The organism is Anabaenopsis arnoldii (assembly GCF_028331025.1).
GTDB lineage: Bacteria > Cyanobacteriota > Cyanobacteriia > Cyanobacteriales > Nostocaceae > Anabaenopsis > Anabaenopsis arnoldii.
Window position 1 is genome coordinate 1 of record NZ_JAQMUH010000042.1, and the last position, 19,649, is coordinate 19,649.

The following is a 19,649-nucleotide window of genomic DNA, read 5'->3' on the forward strand; positions in this document are numbered from 1 at the left end:
AAGGCTTACCGTATAAGGGAAATAATGTTGGTTATTGAAGAAAATGCCTGAATATTCCTTCTTAATCTCTGTTCCCTGTTCCCTGTTCCCTGTTCCCTCGAACCAGTTGTTAAATTAGCATAACAAGTACGGTAGAGCCAAATTTTTTTCGTAATTCCCGGGTTCCAACTTTTCTTTCTGAATAAGCACGAGATGATGCTGTCCTAACACTTTTAGCCATTATTATCATCCCAGATTTGGCTCAAGTTACCAATAAAGGGAATAGCGCCATATTTACCTTTAATGTAGTCACTTTCAAATGAAGCGTCATTCCTAATTTTATATTCCACTAGGGAATATAAATCTGTAGCGCCATATTTATTTTTTTCTGTAAACCAAATTTGATCCCTACGAAATAGTTTGTTATTCAGAAGGTTGGTATTATGAGTCATAAATATCAATTGTGCATTCTTATAATTGCTTGCTTGAGAGTTAAACATTTCCACAATTGCTTTACTCATCAAAGGATGAAGTCTTGCATCAAATTCATCAAATATTAAAGTATTACCTTTTTTAAGGGTATGTATTAAAGGTCCCGCTATAGAAAATATTTTTTTCGTTCCTTCCGATTCTTGATTGTCTAAATCAAATGACTCCAGAGATATAAAATTACCTTGATGATCAAATTTTTGATGGATGGTCATTATAGTTCGTGATGTTGCTTTTACAGTTGCGCTCTTAACTTCTTTTAATAGTTCTTCTGGTATTAACAAAGGGTTAAGTGTAACCTCTCTTTCTGTGACCCTGATGTCTCTGATACCTAAATCTAGATTTTTGATTAATTGAATGATTTCTTCTCTATTATCATGACCCGGTTCTAAAAACTTAACTGTGTAACTTAAATAACTATTTAACCCGGAAATTATTTGTATTTTTGTGGTGAGCCAATCTAGTATTTTCTTAGCTATTTCAACATTAAATTGAGCAGCTACTGATATAAATAGTGCATTTTCTCTAGTTTTTGATTGAATGTCTTCTCCTTGAAAATTCTTAGATATATTGAAGTGTTGATCCTTGCGTTCAAAAAGCCGAGTCTGTCTTTTTTTATGCACATAAAATAACCATTCTGAAACAATATTTTTTTGAGTTGCTTCAAAACCATATCGATATGTTTTATTATCTAAAATAAATACAATTTCAAATAAAGATGGTTGGGTTTCAGTTTCGGTGCTAAGTGCAAATGGTTCCACATTTATTGGTTCCGTACTCTGAGTTTCTTTAGAGGAGTTAATCATAAACCATTTCATAAAGTTGATGGCTTTTGCTAGATTACTTTTACCGCTAGCATTAGCACCATAAATGGCAGCACTTTTAAGTAATGTCAGTTGATCATCGACAACAAAAGTATTGTGTTCATCAGTTTTTGTGTCTTTGGCGACAATATTAGCCGCTTTCATGCTAAAGGTAACTTTATCTTTGAATGATCTGTAATTACCAATACTAAACTCTATGAGCATAGTCAATTTTTAGGGCTAAAGGACATATAGCCTTTTTCAGGCTCATGAAGTACACACCAATTCCCTATTCCCTGTTCCCTGTTCCCTGTTCCCTGTTCCCTCAAACTAAAAAAAATTGTACCTCACGAGCATGGTAAATGCTATATTTGTGATTTTTTCACAAATATCTAGTTTAAGCATAACGGTGATTGAGGCGAGGGAGTATAAATACTCTGGTGCAAGTCAGCATGAATAAATTGATGTGAAAGTACCTCTAGATTACAATGAGTGACGGGAGCGTAATCACCCAGAGAAATGAGATGAATGCTGACGAGTTGTTCCAAGAGGGATTCAATAAACATTTGCAAGGTGACTATCTAGAAGCCATAGCAGATTATACTCAAGTTATTGCGACTCAGCCAGGCCAGGCCGAGGCGTACTATAATAGGGGTCTGATTCTCAGCAGTCAACTCAAAGATTATTATGGGGCGATCGCCGACTTTAATCAAGTTATAGAAGTCAATCCCACTCTGTCCGGTGCATATTACAATCGTGGTAATGCCCTTTACTTCTTAGGGGATTATGAGGGTGCTATTGCCGATTTTGAGCAAGCTATAGAAATTGAGCCAGATATTGCTGAGTCATACCACGGTCGGGGTAATGCCTACCTTGGGTTACAGAATTATAACCAAGCGATCGCGGATTATCAACAAGCGATAGAAAAAAATCCTGACTTAGCTACTGATATCCACTTTGATGTTGCTAAGGCTTTACATAATCGGGGTGTAGAGCGTTGTCATCGCAGTGATTATCAAGGAGCGCTTGCGGATTTGCAGCAAGCTTTACAATGGTATCCTGATTTTGCTGCCGCTCACATCGCTAGAGGTAATATCTACTATATTTTAGGGAAGTATGCTGAAGCGATCGCCGACCATGAACGGGCTTTACAAATAGATGCCAATTTGGCTGTAGCTTATCATAATCGAGGTAATGCCCGCTATGCCCTGGGAGAAAATCAGGCCGCGATAGAGGATTACAATCGGGCTTTGAAAATTGACTCTGGCTTTGCTGAAGCTTACTACAATCGGGGTCTTGTTTATTCTCGCCTGGAAGATTTTACGCAAGCAATTGCTGACTTTAACCAAGCACTGAAGTTGAACCCTGATGATGTGCAAGCATACACTGAACTGGGTCTGATTAGAGAAACTTTAAGAGATTATCACCAAGCCCTGGAGGACTATAGCCAAGCACTGCAAAAAAACCCGACTCTAGCTTTAGTATACGGTTTGCGCGCGAATGTACGTCGCCTTGTGGGAGATTTTCAAGGAGCAGTTGATGATAGTAATCGACTTATACAACTTGAGCCGCATTTGGCTACAGGGTACTACCATCGTGCTACAACTTTGTCTAGTTGGGGAGATTATCAAGGGGCTATTGATGATTATACCACGGCATTAAAGATTACTCCTGATTTAGTTGCAGCTTATTATGGTCGAGGTATTGCTCACCATAATTTGGAATATTTCTTCGCCGCAGTTGCAGATAATACTCAAGCCATAGAGTTACTTCCTAACTTTTCCCAAGCTTACTGTAATCGGGGTAATGCTTATCGTCTTTTAGGCGAGGAAGATAAGGCCATAGCAGATTATAATCAAGCATTAGAAATCAATCCCGATTTGATAGAAGCTTACTACAATCGAGCCTCTGTGTGTTACAAGCTCCAAGACTATGAGAGTGCAGTTGCAGACTACACCAATAGCTTGCGTGGCGCAGCCATAGCACTCAAAAGGGAGCCTCTATCTGCTTTTTACCGCGATCTGCTTGCACATGCGCTTCGCTATCGCGCCAATGCTCGCTATGCTCTGGAGGACTATCAAGGAGCAATAGAAGATTATAGTCAAGTTATTTCTATGGAGTCTAGTATAGTGGAAGACTGGTACAATCGGGGTCGCGCCCTTTCTATGTTGGGAGACCTAACCGCTGGGTTGGCTGATTTAAACCAAGCTTTACAACGTCAACCTTATTGGGCTTCAGCTTATATGCTCAGAGCTGATATCCGCCGTCGTCTACAAGACTATGAAGGTGCAATTGGGGATTTTCAAAAATGTGCTGATATCTATTATCAAGAAGGAAATATGGAGTATTATCAACCAATTCTCGAAGCGATCGCAAAGCTTGAGCGTCTCTAATCTTAGTATAAAACGTCTATGCAGCACCTCCACATTTTTGTTACCAGATATTTAGAAAATAACTGTATGAAATTGTATAGTTTTATGTTTCTTTTTATCAAATTATGTTAATGTGACCTGTAATACTGTTGCCTAAACAATAATTTTGCTAGAGTATATTCAAGGCTTTGTGGAATCTTCTCTTCGTAAACTTCCTGTGCTTGTAGAAATTACGATTAACTTACCGAACTAAGATTATGTACCGCCTCACCTATCGCTTGTTTGTAGGTTTGAAGGCTGCTATGTTCTCTCTGCCTATTTCCCTAGGAAACAATAGTACTAAACACCTACCTGAGTGTAACTTTATGATGTATGACACTGGACTTAACTTCGACCGTGGATCTGGACGCATTGCCACGGGTTACTAAATCCGCCTTCATTAAATGAAGTATTGCCTCATTTGAGTGATTACTGAAATATTCATGGAGGAAATTCAGACGTAGATAGCTTGGGTAGCGAACCTGTCGCCAATCCTTTATCCTGGATATTATACCATAATCCAGAACTTGGCCAAGCTATCGCCATAAAATACTATTACCCCCAGGTCATTTAGTTGATGACCTGTTATTTTCTCTTAAATTTCTGTGAATAGACACCAAAGCCCAAACAATATATTATAAAATTTATACAGTTGAATATTAAAAATATTCTGGATATTTAGCAAAAAAAAGCATCATTTAACAAAATGGCTCAAGAAATAGAGCGTAAATATTTGCTCCAAGGGGATAGTTGGCGCGAATTATGCATAGGAAGTGTATATTGTCAAGGATATATTCCGACGAAAAATCAAGTGACTGTACGTGTGCGTATAGTAGGACAACAAGGTTATTTAACGATTAAAGGACCTAGTGTTGAATGCTCAAGGTTAGAGTTTGAGTATCCCATCCCTGTGGAAGATGCTCAAGAAATGCTCAATACATTGTGTGAACAGCCTTGGATTGAAAAGATTAGATACAAAGTAGAATGGGGAGGGTTAACATGGGAAATAGACGAGTTTGATGGTTTAAACAAGGGGCTAATCCTAGCAGAAGTTGAACTCAATGATGCCAATCAAGAAATTGAACTACCGCCTTGGATTGGGGAAGAAGTATCTCACGATCACAGATATTTTAACAGCTATTTGGTCAAACACCCATTTTCACAATGGTTGAGATAGCTTCGCAGTGGGTGTCACTGACGGAATAAATGTTACTAATTATATCAATAATCTCCAAGTTTGTTTAGCCGGATGTTTTGAAGAAAATATGGTTTTTGCATATACCCAAGCCCTGGTGACTATAGCATCTGTTAACTGGGAAAAATTAGTTAATTTCTATACTCAGCTACTTGAGGAACAACCATCTTCTCTCATCCCCAGTGTCTATGCAGAGTTTCAACTTCCGGGTTTAAGATTGGGTATTTTTCAACCTGACAAGAACCACACATGGGAATTTGCCACCTCAGCTAAGAGTAAGATCAGTTTATGTTTAGAAGTGAGTAATTTAGAAGCAGCGATCGCTCACCTGACAAACTTAGGCTACCCACCCCCCGGTAAAATCTCCACACCTTCCCATGGGAGAGAAATTTATGCTTATGACCCCGATGGCAACCGCTTAATTTTACATCAAAAATACACCTGATCCATCGCTTTTGTACAAAAGAGTGCTATAATCACTACCTATTGGCCATTAATTATGTCTTTAACTCAAAACTATAAATTAAACCTGATCCAATGGTATCCAGGTCATATTGCTAAGGCGGAAAAGCAGCTCAAAGAACAGCTGACCCGGGTAGATGTGGTGTTGGAAGTACGAGACGCGCGGATTCCTTTAGCAACACACCACCCCCAAATAGATGAATGGGTGGGGGATAAGGCGCGGATATTGGTATTAAACCGATTAGATATGATTTCCCCCCAAGTGCGATCGCTTTGGGTAGATTGGTTTAAACATCAAGGTCAAGTTGCCTATTTTACCAATGCTAAACAAGGTCAAGGTGTGGTGGCGATCGCCAAGGCCGCCCAAGCAGCAGGGGTAAAACTCAATCAAAGAAGACGCGATCGCGGGATGTTACCTCGTCCAGTGCGCGCAGTAGTGATTGGATTTCCCAACGTCGGGAAATCAGCCTTAATTAACCGTCTTTTAGGAAAGCGAGTGGTAGAAAGTGCTGCGCGTCCAGGGGTGACTCGCTCCTTACGCTGGGTGAGAATTTCTGAACACTTAGAATTACTAGATGCTCCTGGGGTTATTCCCTTAAAAATGGGAAATCAAGAAGCGGCCGCCAAGTTAGCAATTTGTGATGACATTGGTCAAGCATCTTATGATAATCAACTAGTAGCATCTACTTTGATCGACTTACTCAACCAACTGCAAGAGACAGCAGGAAACTTATTACCACCGTCACCCTTATATACCCGCTACCAACTTGACCCGGTGCTGTACACAGGCGAAAGCTATTTACACGCCTTAGCAGAACATCGCTATCAAGGGGACGTAGAACGCACAGCCAGACATCTGTTAACAGATTTTCGTAAGGGCTTATTAGGTACAATCCCCTTAGAATTACCACGTAAGTAACATGGTAAAACTCTTGTGATGCGGGCATCTTGCCCGCTACTATTGTACCTCACAAGAGATGAATATGCTGTAGTGAGTTGTGCGCCGGAGCCTCCCCAGGCGATCACCGTTTTAAGCCAGGCGTTTAGCTTCCACAGTTAGCGGTAAACTAGCCGCATCTGGTAATTGAGCAAATTCTAATTCCCAGCCATTGGCTAAAGTGAGAACTATCCCATCATTACCATCTGTTTGTTTAACTACTTCTTCCTCAAGGTCTTTTTTAGCAACGTAAGCAACTAAATGGCCTGCATCGTTCATCCGTAGCATTACTTTCATGAGTTCTCCTCAACCGATTCTAGTTCTCTTTTCCGACAACCGACAACGAACCCTGTCTCTAGAAAATGCACCGCATAAATATAGGAAGTTTGTAGATAAGTACCTATACTCGCTATGTAGCCAATATCCCCTATATTACCTAAAACAGCCCCGATTTCTTGACCGGGAAATGTACCATCGTTTTTGATTAGTTTACGAAGTCTGACTTTTTGACCGATTTCAAAAACAGGCGGTAAGTTTAGTTCTAATTCATCACGTTGCATGAGAGTACCTCTGTTCTCTTACCAAGCTCAAAAGTTCTTCTACAGTCAGATTGCGTTTTTGCTTAATTGACTGCTGGCGAACTGCATCCAATACAGACTGGGTTTCCTCCGGGTCAAGAAAAATGTCGTTTTGCTGTAACAAACTATTAATGTGATGTCTACCAGAATGCTTACCCACTACCAAACGCCTTTCCCAACCTACCTCTTCCGGTGCGAATGGTTCGTAGGTGAGGGGGTTTTGCAATACGCCGTGAGCATGAATTCCCGACTCATGAGCGAAGGTATTTTCGCCCACAATTGCTTTCCAGGGTGGAACATGAGAATTGGATGCTGAAGCAACCAGTTGTGATAGTTCCAACAAACGGCGAGTATCAACACCCAAATTAATGCCGTAAATGCGTTTAATGGACATGACCACTTCTTCTAAAGCTGCATTTCCCGCCCTTTCCCCTACGCCGTTAACTGTGGTATTTACAGATGTAGCTCCAGCTTTGATACCAGCTAGGGCGTTAGCAGTGGCCAAGCCAAAATCATTATGAGTGTGAATTTCTACAGGAATGGACAAAGCCGAAACCAATTGTTTAACTTTGGCGTAGGTGCTGAAGGGGTCGAGAACGCCCACAGTATCGCAGAAGCGAAAACGTGACGCGCCCCATTCTTGGGCATTAAGTGCTACATCTAACAGGAAGTTGGGGTCAGCTCTAGAAGAATCTTCACCGCCTACTGCTACCCAAAGACCTTTATCTACTGCAAAGCTGATACAGTCTTTGAGTTTTTGTAAACTTACCCGCCATTGACCATGAAATTTAGCAGCGATTTGGATTCCAGAAACCGGAATAGCAATATGTACTCGCTGTAAACCACAGGTCATGGAGGCTTTGATATCTGAAATTACAGCCCGGTTCCAGCCCAGAAGCTTGGCTTGCAAACCTAACTGGGAAATTGCTATAATGGCGTGTGTCTCTGCATCTCCCATGGCTGGAATTCCCACTTCTAACTCGGGAATACCAATAGCGTCCAGAAATTTGGCGATCGCGACTTTTTCTTCAAAAGTGAAAGCAACACCTGCTGCTTGTTCACCATCACGTAATGTAGTGTCATTAATTAAGATTTCATTCATCTCAAACATCCCTCTTAGGAACCATTCTTAATATTCCTTGTGTTTTGGCAGCTTATTTCCCTGAAAAGTTTAGTAAATGCCTAATGCAAATGCTGATACCCGGCGTGGCGTAACCATAGGATGAATGGTAAATGCTATAAACTCTCAGATTTAATATTTCATCTTCATGATTATTAAATCATAACTAAATTAACACATCATATCTGTATGACATAAAACCAAATATAGGTATATTTTAGAATTATTTTCACTATTGCTAAATCATCTATTTTGTAATAGCGATTAATTTATAGTCATCCTATTTGACTTGAGAAATTATCAGTGAGGAAAGGGAACAGGGAACAGAAATTGTTCATGAATCATTTAGGATTGCTTTATTTAACTATTAGTAAATTAGAGCATAAAGCTGAGAAAAATAATCATTTGGTCAGTTAGCTGAGGTCAACCGATGAAAATTAGACATGACATCTGTTAACGATGGTTATCTAGCCAATCTAGAATCTGCTCTAATTGCTCTAAGTTAACCAGTCCATATTGCCACAGGAGCATTGGTAACGGACCATTATCAAACTGACGGTGGCGTAAGGCTACAGCAATATCTGCATTTGTCAGTTCTATCTCCTGATGTAAAAAGTTGATGAATTTTCTTTCACTGTTACAGGTAGTCATAACTTGATAGGAAAATGAACAAATAAGAGAGGACATTTAGGAGTTGTCTGCATCCGAGCAACGTTCTAGCCAATCTACTAATTCCTGGCGAGAAGCGAGAAATTGCATCAGGATACTGCGAATCAGGATGGCTTCTAGCACGTTATTGACTTGGACTGTTAAGGAACCATCACTGTGACAACAGCAGGGAATCATTAATTCTTGCAAACGTTGAGCAATGGTCCAGCGAATTGACAAGAGCTTTCCGCGCATCCCAAAAACAGCGCTTGGTCCATCGCATAAGGAAATCTGCAAAACTTGCTCGTCTGGGAAATCAGAACTATGAGGTGTAAACATGATGAATAAGTTGTCAATAGTTCCTCGTCCTGGGTTTACATCAAAAAGCCTTGTGCTATTTTCTGCTTATATCAGGTGACTCCCAACAGGACAATACAACCAATGCTGATTGGATTTATTGGATTAATTACATTTGTACTCAAGTATCTTCAAGGGTGATTTCAGGGAAATTTAAAATTTTCCTGGGGGTAGGGTACTAGTATTGAATAATGGGGGTTCTAGTTTTTTGAGGTGAGGGGGTTCAGCATTTTTCTACTCAATACAAAATACTTCACCTGTAAGAGTTTGCAGCGAATTAGGCAAGTTATTTTGCAATTTATTAAGTTGTACTCACTGGCACGTCAAGATGAGGTAAACAGGATGATAAGTCATATATCTGTATAGCCAGCTACGATTCCTATTCTAGGATTTCGCCAGGGAAAAAACAGGTTTCTTTATTTTGTTTTAGGTTTTTTTGTCTGTGTATATGTATACGTTTCTTAATATAAACTTTGTCAAACTTTACTTATCTGCAGAAGACACTCAGGGGAATGCTAGAGTGTAATTTATTTACGCAAGTTTACTTGTGCTAATACACCGATAGTGTGCATTGCCAAATTCCATGAAACAGCAGAAAAATCTATTCAGCCATCTCACCGCCATTGAAAGAACTTCCTTATCATTTCCGGCAGAGTTTTTATTAAATCAAAACCTGTTAAAAGGCCAAATATTAGATTTTGGTTGCGGTTTTGGCAATGATGTCAAGATGATCAGTCAAAAAGGCTTTGATATTACAGGCTATGACCCTCATTATTTTCCCCAATATCCTCAAGTCAAGTTTGACACAATAATTTGTTTTTATGTTTTAAATGTTGTGTTCCCTGAAGAACAAGCTAATATCCTCATGGAAGTATCTCATCTGTTAAAACCAGGAGGTAAAGCTTATTATGCCGTGAGGAGAGATATCAAAAGGGAAGGATTTAGAGAACATTATGTCCACAAAAAGCCTACATATCAATGTTTAGCTAGACTTCCCTTTAACTCATTGTACTCAGATGAAATGCGCGAAATATATGAATATGTTCATTATAATCAACAGCGAAATTCTACCAATTATTGTATATTTTGTAATCCTCACAAACATCTCAGATTAGTGACAGAATCAGCGACCGCCTATGCTATGTTTGATGGTTATCCCATCAGTAAAGGTCACACTTTAGTTATTCCTAAACGTCATATTAGTAATTATTTTGACTTACCACTCAAAGAACAGTCTGCTTGCTGGTTGATGGTGAATAAAGTCCAGGAAATTCTCAAAACAGAATTTGCGCCTGATGGTTTTAATGTCGGTATGAACGTCAATAGAGCGGGGGGTCAAAATATTATGCACGCCAGTATTCATGTTATCCCTCGTTACAAAGGTGATGCTGTTGGTAAAAGTGGTATCAGAAAAGTGATCCCTCGGACATGAGAAATTGCCGCGACCAATTCCTGAACTGACATATCGACATACAGACGGGGGTAAGAGGATGTTTGTCAAGTCGTGATTAGTGTATCAACTATTGTTTGACCCCACCCTCACCTTTCCCTTGATAAGGGAAAGGGGACTTTATTTTATTGTTTCGGCGTGTTCGGTGTGTTCCCCATTCCCTGTTCCCCATTCCCTGTTCCCCATTCCCTGTTCCCTGTTCCCTGTTCCCTAAGATAAAAATTACCTGTTGAAAACTTATAAAACATCCTCTAAGATATCCACCCCAGAAGATTTATGTTGGTTTGATTTGCTGGAAACCTGTTGTATGATTCAAGCTACTTTTCACGGGATAAGTTTACCATCTCTAAACTTGTTGGAATTAAGATTTCTCAAACCTCTTGAGCATTTTTTAGGTATTTTTATCATGAGAAAATTAAATAAATATAAAAGGCAACTTTTACCCCAGAAAAAATGATATGTTAGATACATAATTAAACTGTCGCCATTTCTCAATTTTGACTTTGCAAAATCCTCAACTTCTGCCTATTTAGGGATATATGCTCACTATGAACTTATCATTTTTGCTTATAGCCATTAATTCTCAATAGCTGTATGATCAGAGTTAATGTAGTTGTTTGTTGAGTGTTGATTATGCAATGTATCCAGAGTTTTCAGATATTCCATCATTCTCAAAAGCACCTGATTAACAGCGGTTGTGCCAGGGAAAATTAAGAGTTTAAGTTTTATTTTTTCTCAACAAACCGCCTGATTTAGCCAGGTGCTAGGACTTGAGGTTAATTGTCAGTAAAAATTAAATAAAGATGAACTGCATTTTTACGTCAAAAAAAATGATAGGTTAGATACAGAATGGAATTTCCCATGTATTTGGAGTGGTACGACATAAACCTGCTCTGTGTTTTTCACCCATTGAGCCGCTATTCCTGGTAATGAGAAATAGGACTTAATGCGGTTTTGAGTACAGATTTATGTACCTGAAAGTCGATAAATAATAGGCTAAAACCCTAACTATAAATGGGTTTGAACTGAGTACTAAGAAATCCTGAACCCCTATTTATAAATTCTCGTACCCCAATTGAAAAATACTAGAACCCCTAACCGAAAAAAAAATTATTAATCTTTGTAAAACCCACACAGTCGGGGTGGTAAAATTTGAGTACAAGGGTAATAAATCCAATAAATTCTATCCTCCATAGGCTCGGCAAGTATTTGAGAAGTACTGCTATAAATCTTATATCGCCAATCACTCAACGCCCTAAACACAAGGAACAGCGAAGAGTGAGTGGAGGGATGAGATAGCACCATGCCTTTGTGAAGAGAAGTCGCGGCTGTACTCAATAACTTCGACCCCAGATCAAAAAGTTGACACACACCAGCCACACCTCAGTCAATAGTTATCAAACTGTTAACTGCAGTGAAGAGAAGACGCGACTTCATTTCCTAGGTAAAGACAGTAGCAACGGCATCTCCCACTGTGGCCTTTAGCCCACTGAACCCTTGCGAAATTCAATGACACTACCGTCTAGCGGACTCCTCACCTCCGAGCATCAGGAACCAGCATCAAACCCAGCAAAATCAGGTGGTTGTGGATGCGACAGCAGCACCACCGGAGAAATGGATCAAAAGCTTCAAGAACGTATCGCCAAACATCCCTGTTATAGCGAAGACGCTCATCACCACTACGCCAGAATGCACGTTGCAGTTGCACCAGCCTGTAATATTCAATGCAACTATTGTAACCGTAAATACGATTGTGCTAACGAAAGTCGTCCTGGAGTAGTGAGCGAACTGCTGACACCAGAAGAAGCTGCACACAAGGCTTTGGTAATTGCAGGTAAAATTCCCCAAATGACAGTGGTGGGAATTGCCGGACCTGGTGACCCATTGGCGAATCCTGAAAAGACTTTCCGTACATTTGAATTGATTGCAGACAAGGCACCAGATATTAAGCTTTGCCTTTCAACTAATGGTTTAATGTTACCAGAATACATTGACCGCATCAAACAACTAAATATAGATCACGTTACTATTACCCTGAATACCATAGACCCAGAAATCGGCGCTCAGATTTATTCTTGGGTTCACTACAAGCGCAAGCGTTATAGAGGTGTTGAAGGTGCTAAAATTCTGCTAGAGAAGCAGATGGAAGGATTACAAGCACTCAAAGAGGCTGATATTTTGTGCAAAGTTAACTCCGTGATGATTCCGGGGATTAATGATCAGCACCTGATCGAAGTCAATAAAATGATTCGTGAAAATGGTGCATTCTTGCACAACATTATGCCTTTGATTTCAGCACCGGAACATGGTACACATTTTGGCTTAACAGGTCAACGTGGCCCTACACCTAAGGAAGTGAAGGCACTACAAGACAATTGCGCCGGTAATATGAAAATGATGCGCCATTGTCGTCAATGCCGAGCCGATGCGGTAGGATTATTAGGAGAAGACCGCAGCCAGGAATTTACTAAGGATAAGTTCTTGGAAATGTCCCCAGAATATGACCTGGAACAACGGACTGTTGTTCATGAAGGGATTGAGAAGTTTAAACAAGAACTAAAAATAGCCAAGGAAAAGGCGCAGAAGGGCAAGAAATTTGCCAATAATCCTAAAATCTTGGTTGCAGTAGCCACCAAGGGCGGTGGGTTGGTTAACCAACACTTCGGTCATGCGAAGGAATTCCAGATTTATGAGGTGGATGGTAATCAAGTTAGCTTTGTTGGTCATCGTAAAATTGACCAATATTGTCAAGGTGGATTTGGAGAAGAAGCCACTTTTGAGCATATTATGGCAGCGATCGCAGATTGCAAAGCAATTTTAGTCTCTAAGATTGGTAACTGTCCTCAAGAGAAATTGCAAGCAGCGGGAATACAGACTGTTGAAGCTTACGACGTGATTTCAAAAGTTGCTTTGGAATTTTACGAGCAATATATCCAGGAATTAGCCAATCAGGATTAGGGAGTAGGGAATAGGGGAGATATTTCCCCATACCCAGTACCCCATACTCAGTAATCACAAAGGAGAATAATCATGGCTTATCAAATCACTAGCCAATGTATTTCCTGTAATCGTTGTCTGTCTGTATGTCCCAATGACGCAGTTAAAGTAATTGACGGTCATCATGTAATTGATGCTGCACTTTGCACAAACTGCGCCGGTAGTATTTACTCTGTCCCTCAGTGTCAAGCTATTTGTCCTACTTCTAATGGTTGTGTAAAACAACCCCACGATTATTGGGAAAGTTGGTTTGCTAATTACAATCGCTCTTTAGCAAAATTAACCAAAAAACAAGATTATTGGGAGCGTTGGTTTAATTATTACTCCCAAAAATTCTCCGAGCAATTATCTCGACATCAGAGCGAAGTAGTAGGTGTATCAGGATGAGCATCATTTATCTAGACAATAATGCTACAACAAAAGTAGACCCGGAAGTTTTAGAGGTGATGTTGCCTTATCTACGGGACTACTACGGTAATCCTTCTAGTATGCACACCTTTGGTGGACAACTGGGCAAAGCTGTGAAAACAGCACGCCAACAACTAGCCGCCCTGATTGGTGCTGATGAGTCGGAAATTGTCTACACTAGTTGTGGTACAGAGGGAGATAACGCCGCCATTCGGGCTGCATTGTTAGCACAACCCCAAAAGCGACATATCATTACTACCCAGGTTGAACACCCAGCAGTTTTGAATGTCTGCAAACAACTGGAAACTCAAGGTTATACTGTTACCTATCTTTCGGTAAATCCTCAGGGACAGTTAGATTTAGATGAGTTAGAAGCTTCTCTGACTGGGAACACCGCCTTGGTAACAATTATGTATGCCAATAATGAAACAGGTACGGTGTTTCCTATTGAGCAAATTGGGTTAAGAGTCAAACAGTCTGGCGCTATCTTTCATGTGGATGCGGTGCAAGCTGTGGGCAAAATTCCCATGAACATGAAGACTAGTACCATAGATATGTTAACTCTGTCTGCTCACAAGATCCATGCTCCTAAGGGAATTGGGGCTTTGTATGTCCGGCGCGGTGTGCGGTTCCGTCCTTTGCTGATTGGTGGACACCAAGAACGTGGCCGTCGGGCGGGAACAGAAAACGTTCCGGGTATTATTGCTTTAGGTAAAGCCGCAGAGTTAGAATTATTACATTTAGAAGAGGCTACCGCCAGAGAAAGAAAATTGCGCGATCGCTTAGAGCAAACCTTACTGGCCAAAATCCCTGACTGTGAAGTCAATGGGGATGTAACGCAGAGATTACCTAACACCACTAATATTGGTTTCAAATATATTGAAGGTGAAGCAATTCTGCTCTCCCTCAACAAGCATGGTATCTGTGCTTCCTCTGGTTCTGCTTGTACTTCTGGGTCTTTAGAACCTTCCCACGTTTTGCGGGCAATGGGTTTACCCTATACTACTTTACATGGCTCTATTCGTTTTAGTCTGTCTCGCTACACTACAGAGTCTGAAATTGACAGGGTTATAGAGGTAATGCCTGATATTGTCCAACGTTTACGGGCTATGTCCCCTTTCCAGAATGATAATGCCGGTTGGCTGCAAGAACAAGCACTCATTCATAGCTAGGGACTGCTGGGTATGGGGTATGTAGAATTTTTTCTCATCCCTAGTTCCTAGTCCCTCATCTAAAATCCAAAATCTCAAATCCAAAATTGACCATGTGGGACTACACAGATAAAGTATTAGACTTGTTTTACAATCCCAAAAATCAGGGAGCTATTGAAGAAACCAGCGAACCTGGTGTTAAGGTGGCCACCGGTGAGGTTGGGAGTATTGCTTGTGGTGATGCTCTGCGACTACACCTCAAAGTTGAGGTCGAATCTGATAAAATATTAGATGCTCGCTTTCAAACCTTTGGCTGTACTAGTGCGATCGCATCTTCGAGTGCTTTAACTGAAATGGTCAAGGGTTTAACCCTCGATGAAGCTTTGAAAATCTCTAATAAAGAGATTGCAGATTACCTCGGTGGCTTACCAGAAGCCAAGATGCACTGTTCTGTCATGGGACAAGAAGCTTTAGAAGCGGCTATTTATAATTATCGAGGTATAGCCCTCCCTACCCATGATGACGATGAAGAAGGTGCATTGATTTGTAGCTGCTTTGGTATTACTGAAGCCAAAATTCGCCGTGTGATTGTAGAAAATCATCTTACGGAAGCCGAACAAGTAACAAATTATGTAAAAGCTGGTGGCGGATGCGGTTCCTGTTTAGCGAATATTGATGATATTATAAGAGATGTAAAGGAAGAAGCCGCTTTAACCGCTGACAGTAAGCATAAAGTCGCAGTTGCTAACTCTCCCCAGCCATCATCAAAACCTTTAACCAATGTGCAAAGAATTGCACTCATTCAAAAAGTTCTCGATGAAGAGGTTAGACCCGTACTGATTGCTGATGGTGGAGATGTGGAACTCTACGACGTAGAAGGCAATAAAGTCAAGGTACTACTCCAAGGCGCTTGTGGTTCTTGTTCTAGCAGCACAGCTACTCTCAAGATTGCTATTGAAGCTAGGTTAAAAGAACGTGTGAGCCAAAACTTGGTAGTAGAAGCGGTGGAACCATAACTTTGAGACTTACACACAGCGGAAATACAACCTGTTAACCATTGAATATTCGGCAAGTAGGAGTTGAAGCAGATAGATATCGCCACATCAATTCATTCCTACTGAACAAGGAAAGCAACAGCACATAGGTGAAAGTATTTCACACCTCATTGCCGATAGCATTATCCAACTCACACCGAAAGGAGCAGGACATGAGTACATTGTACGACAAAATTGGTGGACAGCCAACAATTGAGAAAGTAGTTGATGCCTTTCACAACAGCATTATGGCAGACAACAGCCTCAAAGGCTTCTTCGCTAAAACCGATATGGCGAAACAACGCGCTCATCAAATTGCTTTCTTCTCTCAAATTCTCGAAGGTCCAAAGCAATACTCTGGCCGTGCCATGGACAAAACCCACTCAGGGATGAAGCTCAGTGAGCAACACTTTGAAGCTGTGAGCAAGCACCTGACTGCAGCCATGACCGCTAGTGGAGTGTCAGCAGAAGACGCTAGCGCTGCAATGGCTAAAGTCTCTAGCCTCAAAGCCGCTATTTTGAACAAGTAAGAAATCTGCATTGATTGGCGTATCACTCCTTCACATCCTACTTGTTTTCTCTACCTATTCTAATGTGTGTAATTTCTCTGTCATTTGTCCAGTCTCCACTGGACAAATGACACGGGAAACTTAAACAAAAACTTAACCCCGAACTATTATGACACCAAAACCCTTCAATTATGCTGTGGAGCGATCGCCCCCGCGACGTTCTACAACACGCGCTCACTGCTGTAGCTCAACAGGCGTGAACGTCAACACACAGATCCACACTAACCAACAAATTGCAGGAGAAAAATCATCATGTCAGTTGACGAAAACATTAGACAGATAGCTTTCTACGGTAAAGGTGGTATCGGTAAATCTACCACTTCTCAAAACACCCTGGCGGCTATGGCAGAAATGGGTCAGCGCATCCTCATCGTTGGTTGTGACCCCAAAGCTGACTCCACCCGTTTGATGCTCCACAGTAAAGCTCAAACCACCGTTCTTCACTTGGCTGCTGAACGTGGTGCAGTTGAAGACTTGGAACTTGAAGAAGTAATGTTAACCGGTTTCCGTGGCGTTCGCTGCGTGGAATCTGGCGGTCCAGAACCCGGTGTAGGTTGTGCAGGTCGTGGTATTATCACCGCCATCAACTTCTTAGAAGAAAACGGCGCTTACCAAGACGTTGATTTCGTATCTTACGACGTATTGGGTGACGTTGTATGTGGTGGTTTTGCTATGCCTATCCGTGAAGATTAAGCCCTGATTTCTAGGGTTTCTCCTATTATTTGGAATCAGATGATAATTTAATCTTGCCCTAACTTTGCCCTAATTTCACCGCAGTAAATTTTCTAAAAGAGGTGTTTTGTCGGCTTTTTCTTGGCTTTTTATTGATATTTTTACCCTATTTATTTCTTAGTGTCAAGAGGTATACATAAATTTTGATAAACGGATTACAGACTTTTAAAAAATAATACTTTTGTTTGAGAAGTTTACCACTTTTACAAATACAGTCATTACACTAAAGATTTACAGTATAGTATTTTGACAATCTGGATTTTTTATCTGGATTTTTTAATCATTTAAATATCAGGGTTTATATGCTTACTCTTAATCTCAAGACAACTCACAAACCTGTTAAGCAGTATTATCAAGAATTAGAACAGTTTAAAAAATTGGGCGTTGTCCACGAAACCGCCGTTAAAGCTGCTTTTCAAAAGTTACTCGAATCCTGCGGTCAACAGTTCCAATGGACTCTCATCCAAGAATATGGCCTAAAAAGAGAAAAAAAACAACAGCTACGAATAGATGGAGCTTTAGTAGATGACTATAATTTACCCCGTGCTTACTGGGAAGCTAAAGACACGAAAGACGACCTAAAAAAAGAAGTACAGAAAAAATTCGCTAAGGGTTACCCCAAAGATAATATTATTTTTCAGCAACCAGATCGAGCCATTCTCTACCAAGATGGTAAATGTATTCTAGATGAAGACATCACCAAACCCCAAAATTTAGTCGATGTAGTCCGACATTTATTTGAATATCGCCCCCCAGCTATTGAACAATGGGATAAAGCAGTCGAAGAGTTTGGTGTGCGGGTGAAGGAACACGCAACGGCTTTACTAGAATTAATTCGGGAACAAAAAAAGAAGAATAAAAAGTTTATTGATGCTTTTGGTGATTTCTTCCAACTTTGTCGCCAGTCAATTAACCCAAACTTGTCAGAAGCAGCGGTAGAAGAAATGTTAATTCAACATTTATTAACCGAGCGAATTTTTAGAAGTGTCTTTAACAATCCTGACTTTACCCAACGTAATATTATTGCAGCAGAAATTGAAAAAGTAATTAATGCATTAACTTCTAGGTCTTTTAGTAGGAGTCATTTTTTAAGTAGTTTAGATAGATTTTACGGTGCAATTGAAGAAACCGCCGCCACCATTGATGATTTTTCTCGTAAGCAAGACTTTCTCAATAAAATTTATGAGCGATTTTTTCAAGGTTTTTCCGTCAAAGTTGCAGATACCCACGGGATTGTATATACTCCCCAACCCATTGTAAATTTTATGGTCAGGAGTGTAGAAGAGATTTTACAAAAAGAGTTTAATCAGTCCTTAGTTGACCCAGGTGTACATATCCTTGACCCCTTTGTGGGGACTGGTAACTTTATCATCCGGGTAATGCGGGAAATTGTCGAGATCCAAAAGTCCGCTTTACCTCACAAATATGACCATGAGTTACATTGTAATGAGGTGATGTTGTTACCTTATTATATTGCCTCCCTCAATATTGAACATGAATATTTTGAGCAGGTGGGAGAATATAAACCTTTTCCAGGAATATGTTTAGTTGATACCTTTGAAGACCAAAATATTACACAGTTAGATTTATTTAGCCCGGAAAATATGCAACGGGTAAAAAGACAAAGACAATCAGATATATTTGTGATTATTGGGAATCCTCCTTATAATGTCGGTCAGATGAATGAAAATGATAATAATAAAAATAGGAAATATACTAATAAAGATAAAACTGGTATAGATGACCGGGTAGCTGCAACCTACGCCAAAGCCTCAAAGGCGACATTAAAAAATAAACTTTCAGATACCTATGTCAAAGCGGTTCGCTGGGCGAGTGATAGAATTGGGGAGGAGGGGATTATTGCTTTTGTCACTAATAATAGTTTTATTGATGCCCTATCTTTTGATGGGATGCGTGAATTTCTGGAAAAAGAATTTACTAACATCTATATTTTTGATTTAGGCGGTAATATCAGAAAGCGCACAGATAAACCTGTTTATAATGTATTTAATATTCAGGTAGGGGTAAGTGTGAATATCTTTGTGAAGAAAAAGTGATGGAGGTTATCTAAGAGGTTGTTTGATAAGTTTTCAGCCGTACCGAAATCAATAAGTTCCCTGAGCGAAGTCGAAGGGAACATCAGGGGGAGGAAGTGAGGTTAAGAGAACCGCAAGAGATTTTAGAGATTATTGGGGGGATCGTGGTTTCGACTTCGCTCAACCACCGAAATCAATACAGACCACATATCGACTTCGCTCACCGACCACATAAAAAACAATAAAATCCAGTCCCCTCCCCTAACAAGGGGAGGGTTAGGGTGGGGTTAAAT

18 protein-coding genes and 2 pseudogenes are annotated in these 19,649 nt (G+C 40.3%); 14 read left to right on the forward strand and 6 right to left on the reverse strand.

The genetic code is table 11. The features are described 5' to 3' along the window. Positions 1-212: 212 nt before the first annotated feature. A complete protein-coding gene (locus PN457_RS03390; protein WP_271731333.1) occupies positions 213-1,496 on the reverse strand; it encodes an AAA family ATPase in 1,284 nt (427 codons plus the stop codon). 299 nt (positions 1,497-1,795) lie between these two features. Between PN457_RS03390 and PN457_RS03395 the strand changes: the two genes are divergently transcribed. The 5 genes from PN457_RS03395 (at position 1,796) to ylqF (ending at position 6,258) form a co-directional block, all read left to right on the forward strand. Further along, positions 1,796-3,664, forward strand: a complete 1,869-nt coding sequence (locus PN457_RS03395) for a tetratricopeptide repeat protein (protein ID WP_271731335.1) — start codon at positions 1,796-1,798, stop codon at positions 3,662-3,664. Positions 3,665-3,900: 236 nt separating this feature from the next. Continuing rightward, the gene (locus PN457_RS03400; protein WP_271731336.1) at positions 3,901-4,071 is read left to right on the forward strand and encodes a hypothetical protein; all 171 of its coding nucleotides are present in this window, start codon (positions 3,901-3,903) and stop codon (positions 4,069-4,071) included. A 317-nt stretch (positions 4,072-4,388) separates the two neighbouring features. Continuing rightward, positions 4,389-4,859: a CYTH domain-containing protein gene (locus PN457_RS03405; protein WP_271731337.1), complete on the forward strand. Its 471-nt coding sequence runs from the start codon at positions 4,389-4,391 to the stop codon at positions 4,857-4,859. A gap of 88 nt (positions 4,860-4,947) precedes the next feature. Next, complete coding sequence (locus tag PN457_RS03410) at positions 4,948-5,322, forward strand: VOC family protein (RefSeq protein WP_271731351.1); 375 nt, start codon at positions 4,948-4,950, stop codon at positions 5,320-5,322. Between the two features lie 54 nt (positions 5,323-5,376). After that, on the forward strand, positions 5,377-6,258 hold the full coding sequence (gene ylqF / locus PN457_RS03415) for a ribosome biogenesis GTPase YlqF (RefSeq protein WP_271731338.1): 882 nt from the start codon (positions 5,377-5,379) through the stop codon (positions 6,256-6,258). Positions 6,259-6,369: 111 nt separating this feature from the next. Here the strand turns inward: ylqF and nifT are convergent, their stop codons facing one another. The 5 genes and pseudogenes from nifT to PN457_RS03440 all read right to left on the reverse strand — a co-directional run bounded on the left by nifT (position 6,370) and on the right by PN457_RS03440 (position 8,961). Next, positions 6,370-6,573 (reverse strand): putative nitrogen fixation protein NifT, encoded by a 204-nt coding sequence (gene nifT / locus PN457_RS03420; protein ID WP_271731339.1) that lies wholly within the window; start codon positions 6,571-6,573, stop codon positions 6,370-6,372. After that, a pseudogene (locus PN457_RS03425) lies at positions 6,518-6,836 on the reverse strand (nitrogen fixation protein NifZ). Before PN457_RS03425 ends, nifT begins: the two are co-directional and overlap by 56 nt. After that, positions 6,826-7,956 carry a homocitrate synthase gene (nifV, locus tag PN457_RS03430; protein ID WP_271731340.1) on the reverse strand — a complete coding sequence of 377 codons (1,131 nt, stop codon included), beginning with the start codon at positions 7,954-7,956 and terminating at the stop codon, positions 6,826-6,828. Before nifV ends, PN457_RS03425 begins: the two are co-directional and overlap by 11 nt. 471 nt (positions 7,957-8,427) lie before the next feature. Next, entirely contained in the window at positions 8,428-8,625 is a 198-nt protein-coding gene (locus tag PN457_RS03435; protein ID WP_271731341.1) for a DUF2949 domain-containing protein, read from the reverse strand. 36 nt (positions 8,626-8,661) lie between these two features. Continuing rightward, entirely contained in the window at positions 8,662-8,961 is a 300-nt protein-coding gene (locus tag PN457_RS03440; RefSeq protein ID WP_271731342.1) for an Asr1405/Asl0597 family protein, read from the reverse strand. Between the two features lie 601 nt (positions 8,962-9,562). Between PN457_RS03440 and PN457_RS03445 the strand changes: the two genes are divergently transcribed. The 9 genes and pseudogenes from PN457_RS03445 (at position 9,563) to PN457_RS03485 (ending at position 19,377) form a co-directional block, all read left to right on the forward strand. Continuing rightward, on the forward strand, positions 9,563-10,411 hold the full coding sequence (locus PN457_RS03445) for an HIT domain-containing protein (protein WP_271731343.1): 849 nt from the start codon (positions 9,563-9,565) through the stop codon (positions 10,409-10,411). 1,527 nt (positions 10,412-11,938) lie between these two features. Continuing rightward, positions 11,939-13,387, forward strand: coding sequence for a nitrogenase cofactor biosynthesis protein NifB (gene nifB, locus PN457_RS03450; RefSeq protein ID WP_271731344.1), 1,449 nt, complete (start codon positions 11,939-11,941; stop codon positions 13,385-13,387). A 72-nt stretch (positions 13,388-13,459) separates the two neighbouring features. After that, entirely contained in the window at positions 13,460-13,813 is a 354-nt protein-coding gene (locus tag PN457_RS03455; RefSeq protein ID WP_271731345.1) for a DUF362 domain-containing protein, read from the forward strand. Next, positions 13,810-15,006: a cysteine desulfurase NifS gene (nifS, locus tag PN457_RS03460; RefSeq protein WP_271731346.1), complete on the forward strand. Its 1,197-nt coding sequence runs from the start codon at positions 13,810-13,812 to the stop codon at positions 15,004-15,006. Before PN457_RS03455 ends, nifS begins: the two co-directional genes overlap by 4 nt. Positions 15,007-15,098: 92 nt before the next feature. Further along, positions 15,099-16,001 carry a Fe-S cluster assembly protein NifU gene (gene nifU, locus PN457_RS03465; RefSeq protein WP_271731347.1) on the forward strand — a complete coding sequence of 301 codons (903 nt, stop codon included), beginning with the start codon at positions 15,099-15,101 and terminating at the stop codon, positions 15,999-16,001. Between the two features lie 191 nt (positions 16,002-16,192). Beyond that, on the forward strand, positions 16,193-16,549 hold the full coding sequence (locus PN457_RS03470) for a group I truncated hemoglobin (protein ID WP_271731348.1): 357 nt from the start codon (positions 16,193-16,195) through the stop codon (positions 16,547-16,549). Positions 16,550-16,697: 148 nt separating this feature from the next. Then, positions 16,698-16,871 carry a hypothetical protein gene (locus PN457_RS03475; protein WP_200987981.1) on the forward strand — a complete coding sequence of 58 codons (174 nt, stop codon included), beginning with the start codon at positions 16,698-16,700 and terminating at the stop codon, positions 16,869-16,871. Beyond that, positions 16,841-17,275: pseudogene (locus tag PN457_RS03480) on the forward strand (AAA family ATPase); the annotation flags it as partial. The gene PN457_RS03475 and the pseudogene PN457_RS03480, both read left to right, overlap by 31 nt. Positions 17,276-17,622: 347 nt before the next feature. Continuing rightward, positions 17,623-19,377, forward strand: coding sequence for an N-6 DNA methylase (locus tag PN457_RS03485; RefSeq protein WP_271731349.1), 1,755 nt, complete (start codon positions 17,623-17,625; stop codon positions 19,375-19,377). Positions 19,378-19,649 lie beyond the last annotated feature (272 nt).

What these genes read in the sequence shown, in the direction of transcription:
- PN457_RS03390 (WP_271731333.1), bottom strand. Translation starts at nt 1,496, where the DNA reads ATGCTCATAGAGTTTAGTATTGGTAATTACAGATCATTCAAAGATAAA.
- PN457_RS03395 (WP_271731335.1), top strand. Translation starts at nt 1,796, where the DNA reads ATGAATGCTGACGAGTTGTTCCAAGAGGGATTCAATAAACATTTGCAA.
- PN457_RS03400 (WP_271731336.1), top strand. Translation starts at nt 3,901, where the DNA reads ATGTACCGCCTCACCTATCGCTTGTTTGTAGGTTTGAAGGCTGCTATG.
- PN457_RS03405 (WP_271731337.1), top strand. Translation starts at nt 4,389, where the DNA reads ATGGCTCAAGAAATAGAGCGTAAATATTTGCTCCAAGGGGATAGTTGG.
- PN457_RS03410 (WP_271731351.1), top strand. Translation starts at nt 4,948, where the DNA reads ATGGTTTTTGCATATACCCAAGCCCTGGTGACTATAGCATCTGTTAAC.
- ylqF (WP_271731338.1), top strand. Translation starts at nt 5,377, where the DNA reads ATGTCTTTAACTCAAAACTATAAATTAAACCTGATCCAATGGTATCCA.
- nifT (WP_271731339.1), bottom strand. Translation starts at nt 6,573, where the DNA reads ATGAAAGTAATGCTACGGATGAACGATGCAGGCCATTTAGTTGCTTAC.
- nifV (WP_271731340.1), bottom strand. Translation starts at nt 7,956, where the DNA reads ATGAATGAAATCTTAATTAATGACACTACATTACGTGATGGTGAACAA.
- PN457_RS03435 (WP_271731341.1), bottom strand. Translation starts at nt 8,625, where the DNA reads ATGACTACCTGTAACAGTGAAAGAAAATTCATCAACTTTTTACATCAG.
- PN457_RS03440 (WP_271731342.1), bottom strand. Translation starts at nt 8,961, where the DNA reads ATGTTTACACCTCATAGTTCTGATTTCCCAGACGAGCAAGTTTTGCAG.
- PN457_RS03445 (WP_271731343.1), top strand. Translation starts at nt 9,563, where the DNA reads ATGAAACAGCAGAAAAATCTATTCAGCCATCTCACCGCCATTGAAAGA.
- nifB (WP_271731344.1), top strand. Translation starts at nt 11,939, where the DNA reads ATGACACTACCGTCTAGCGGACTCCTCACCTCCGAGCATCAGGAACCA.
- PN457_RS03455 (WP_271731345.1), top strand. Translation starts at nt 13,460, where the DNA reads ATGGCTTATCAAATCACTAGCCAATGTATTTCCTGTAATCGTTGTCTG.
- nifS (WP_271731346.1), top strand. Translation starts at nt 13,810, where the DNA reads ATGAGCATCATTTATCTAGACAATAATGCTACAACAAAAGTAGACCCG.
- nifU (WP_271731347.1), top strand. Translation starts at nt 15,099, where the DNA reads ATGTGGGACTACACAGATAAAGTATTAGACTTGTTTTACAATCCCAAA.
- PN457_RS03470 (WP_271731348.1), top strand. Translation starts at nt 16,193, where the DNA reads ATGAGTACATTGTACGACAAAATTGGTGGACAGCCAACAATTGAGAAA.
- PN457_RS03475 (WP_200987981.1), top strand. Translation starts at nt 16,698, where the DNA reads ATGACACCAAAACCCTTCAATTATGCTGTGGAGCGATCGCCCCCGCGA.
- PN457_RS03485 (WP_271731349.1), top strand. Translation starts at nt 17,623, where the DNA reads ATGCTTACTCTTAATCTCAAGACAACTCACAAACCTGTTAAGCAGTAT.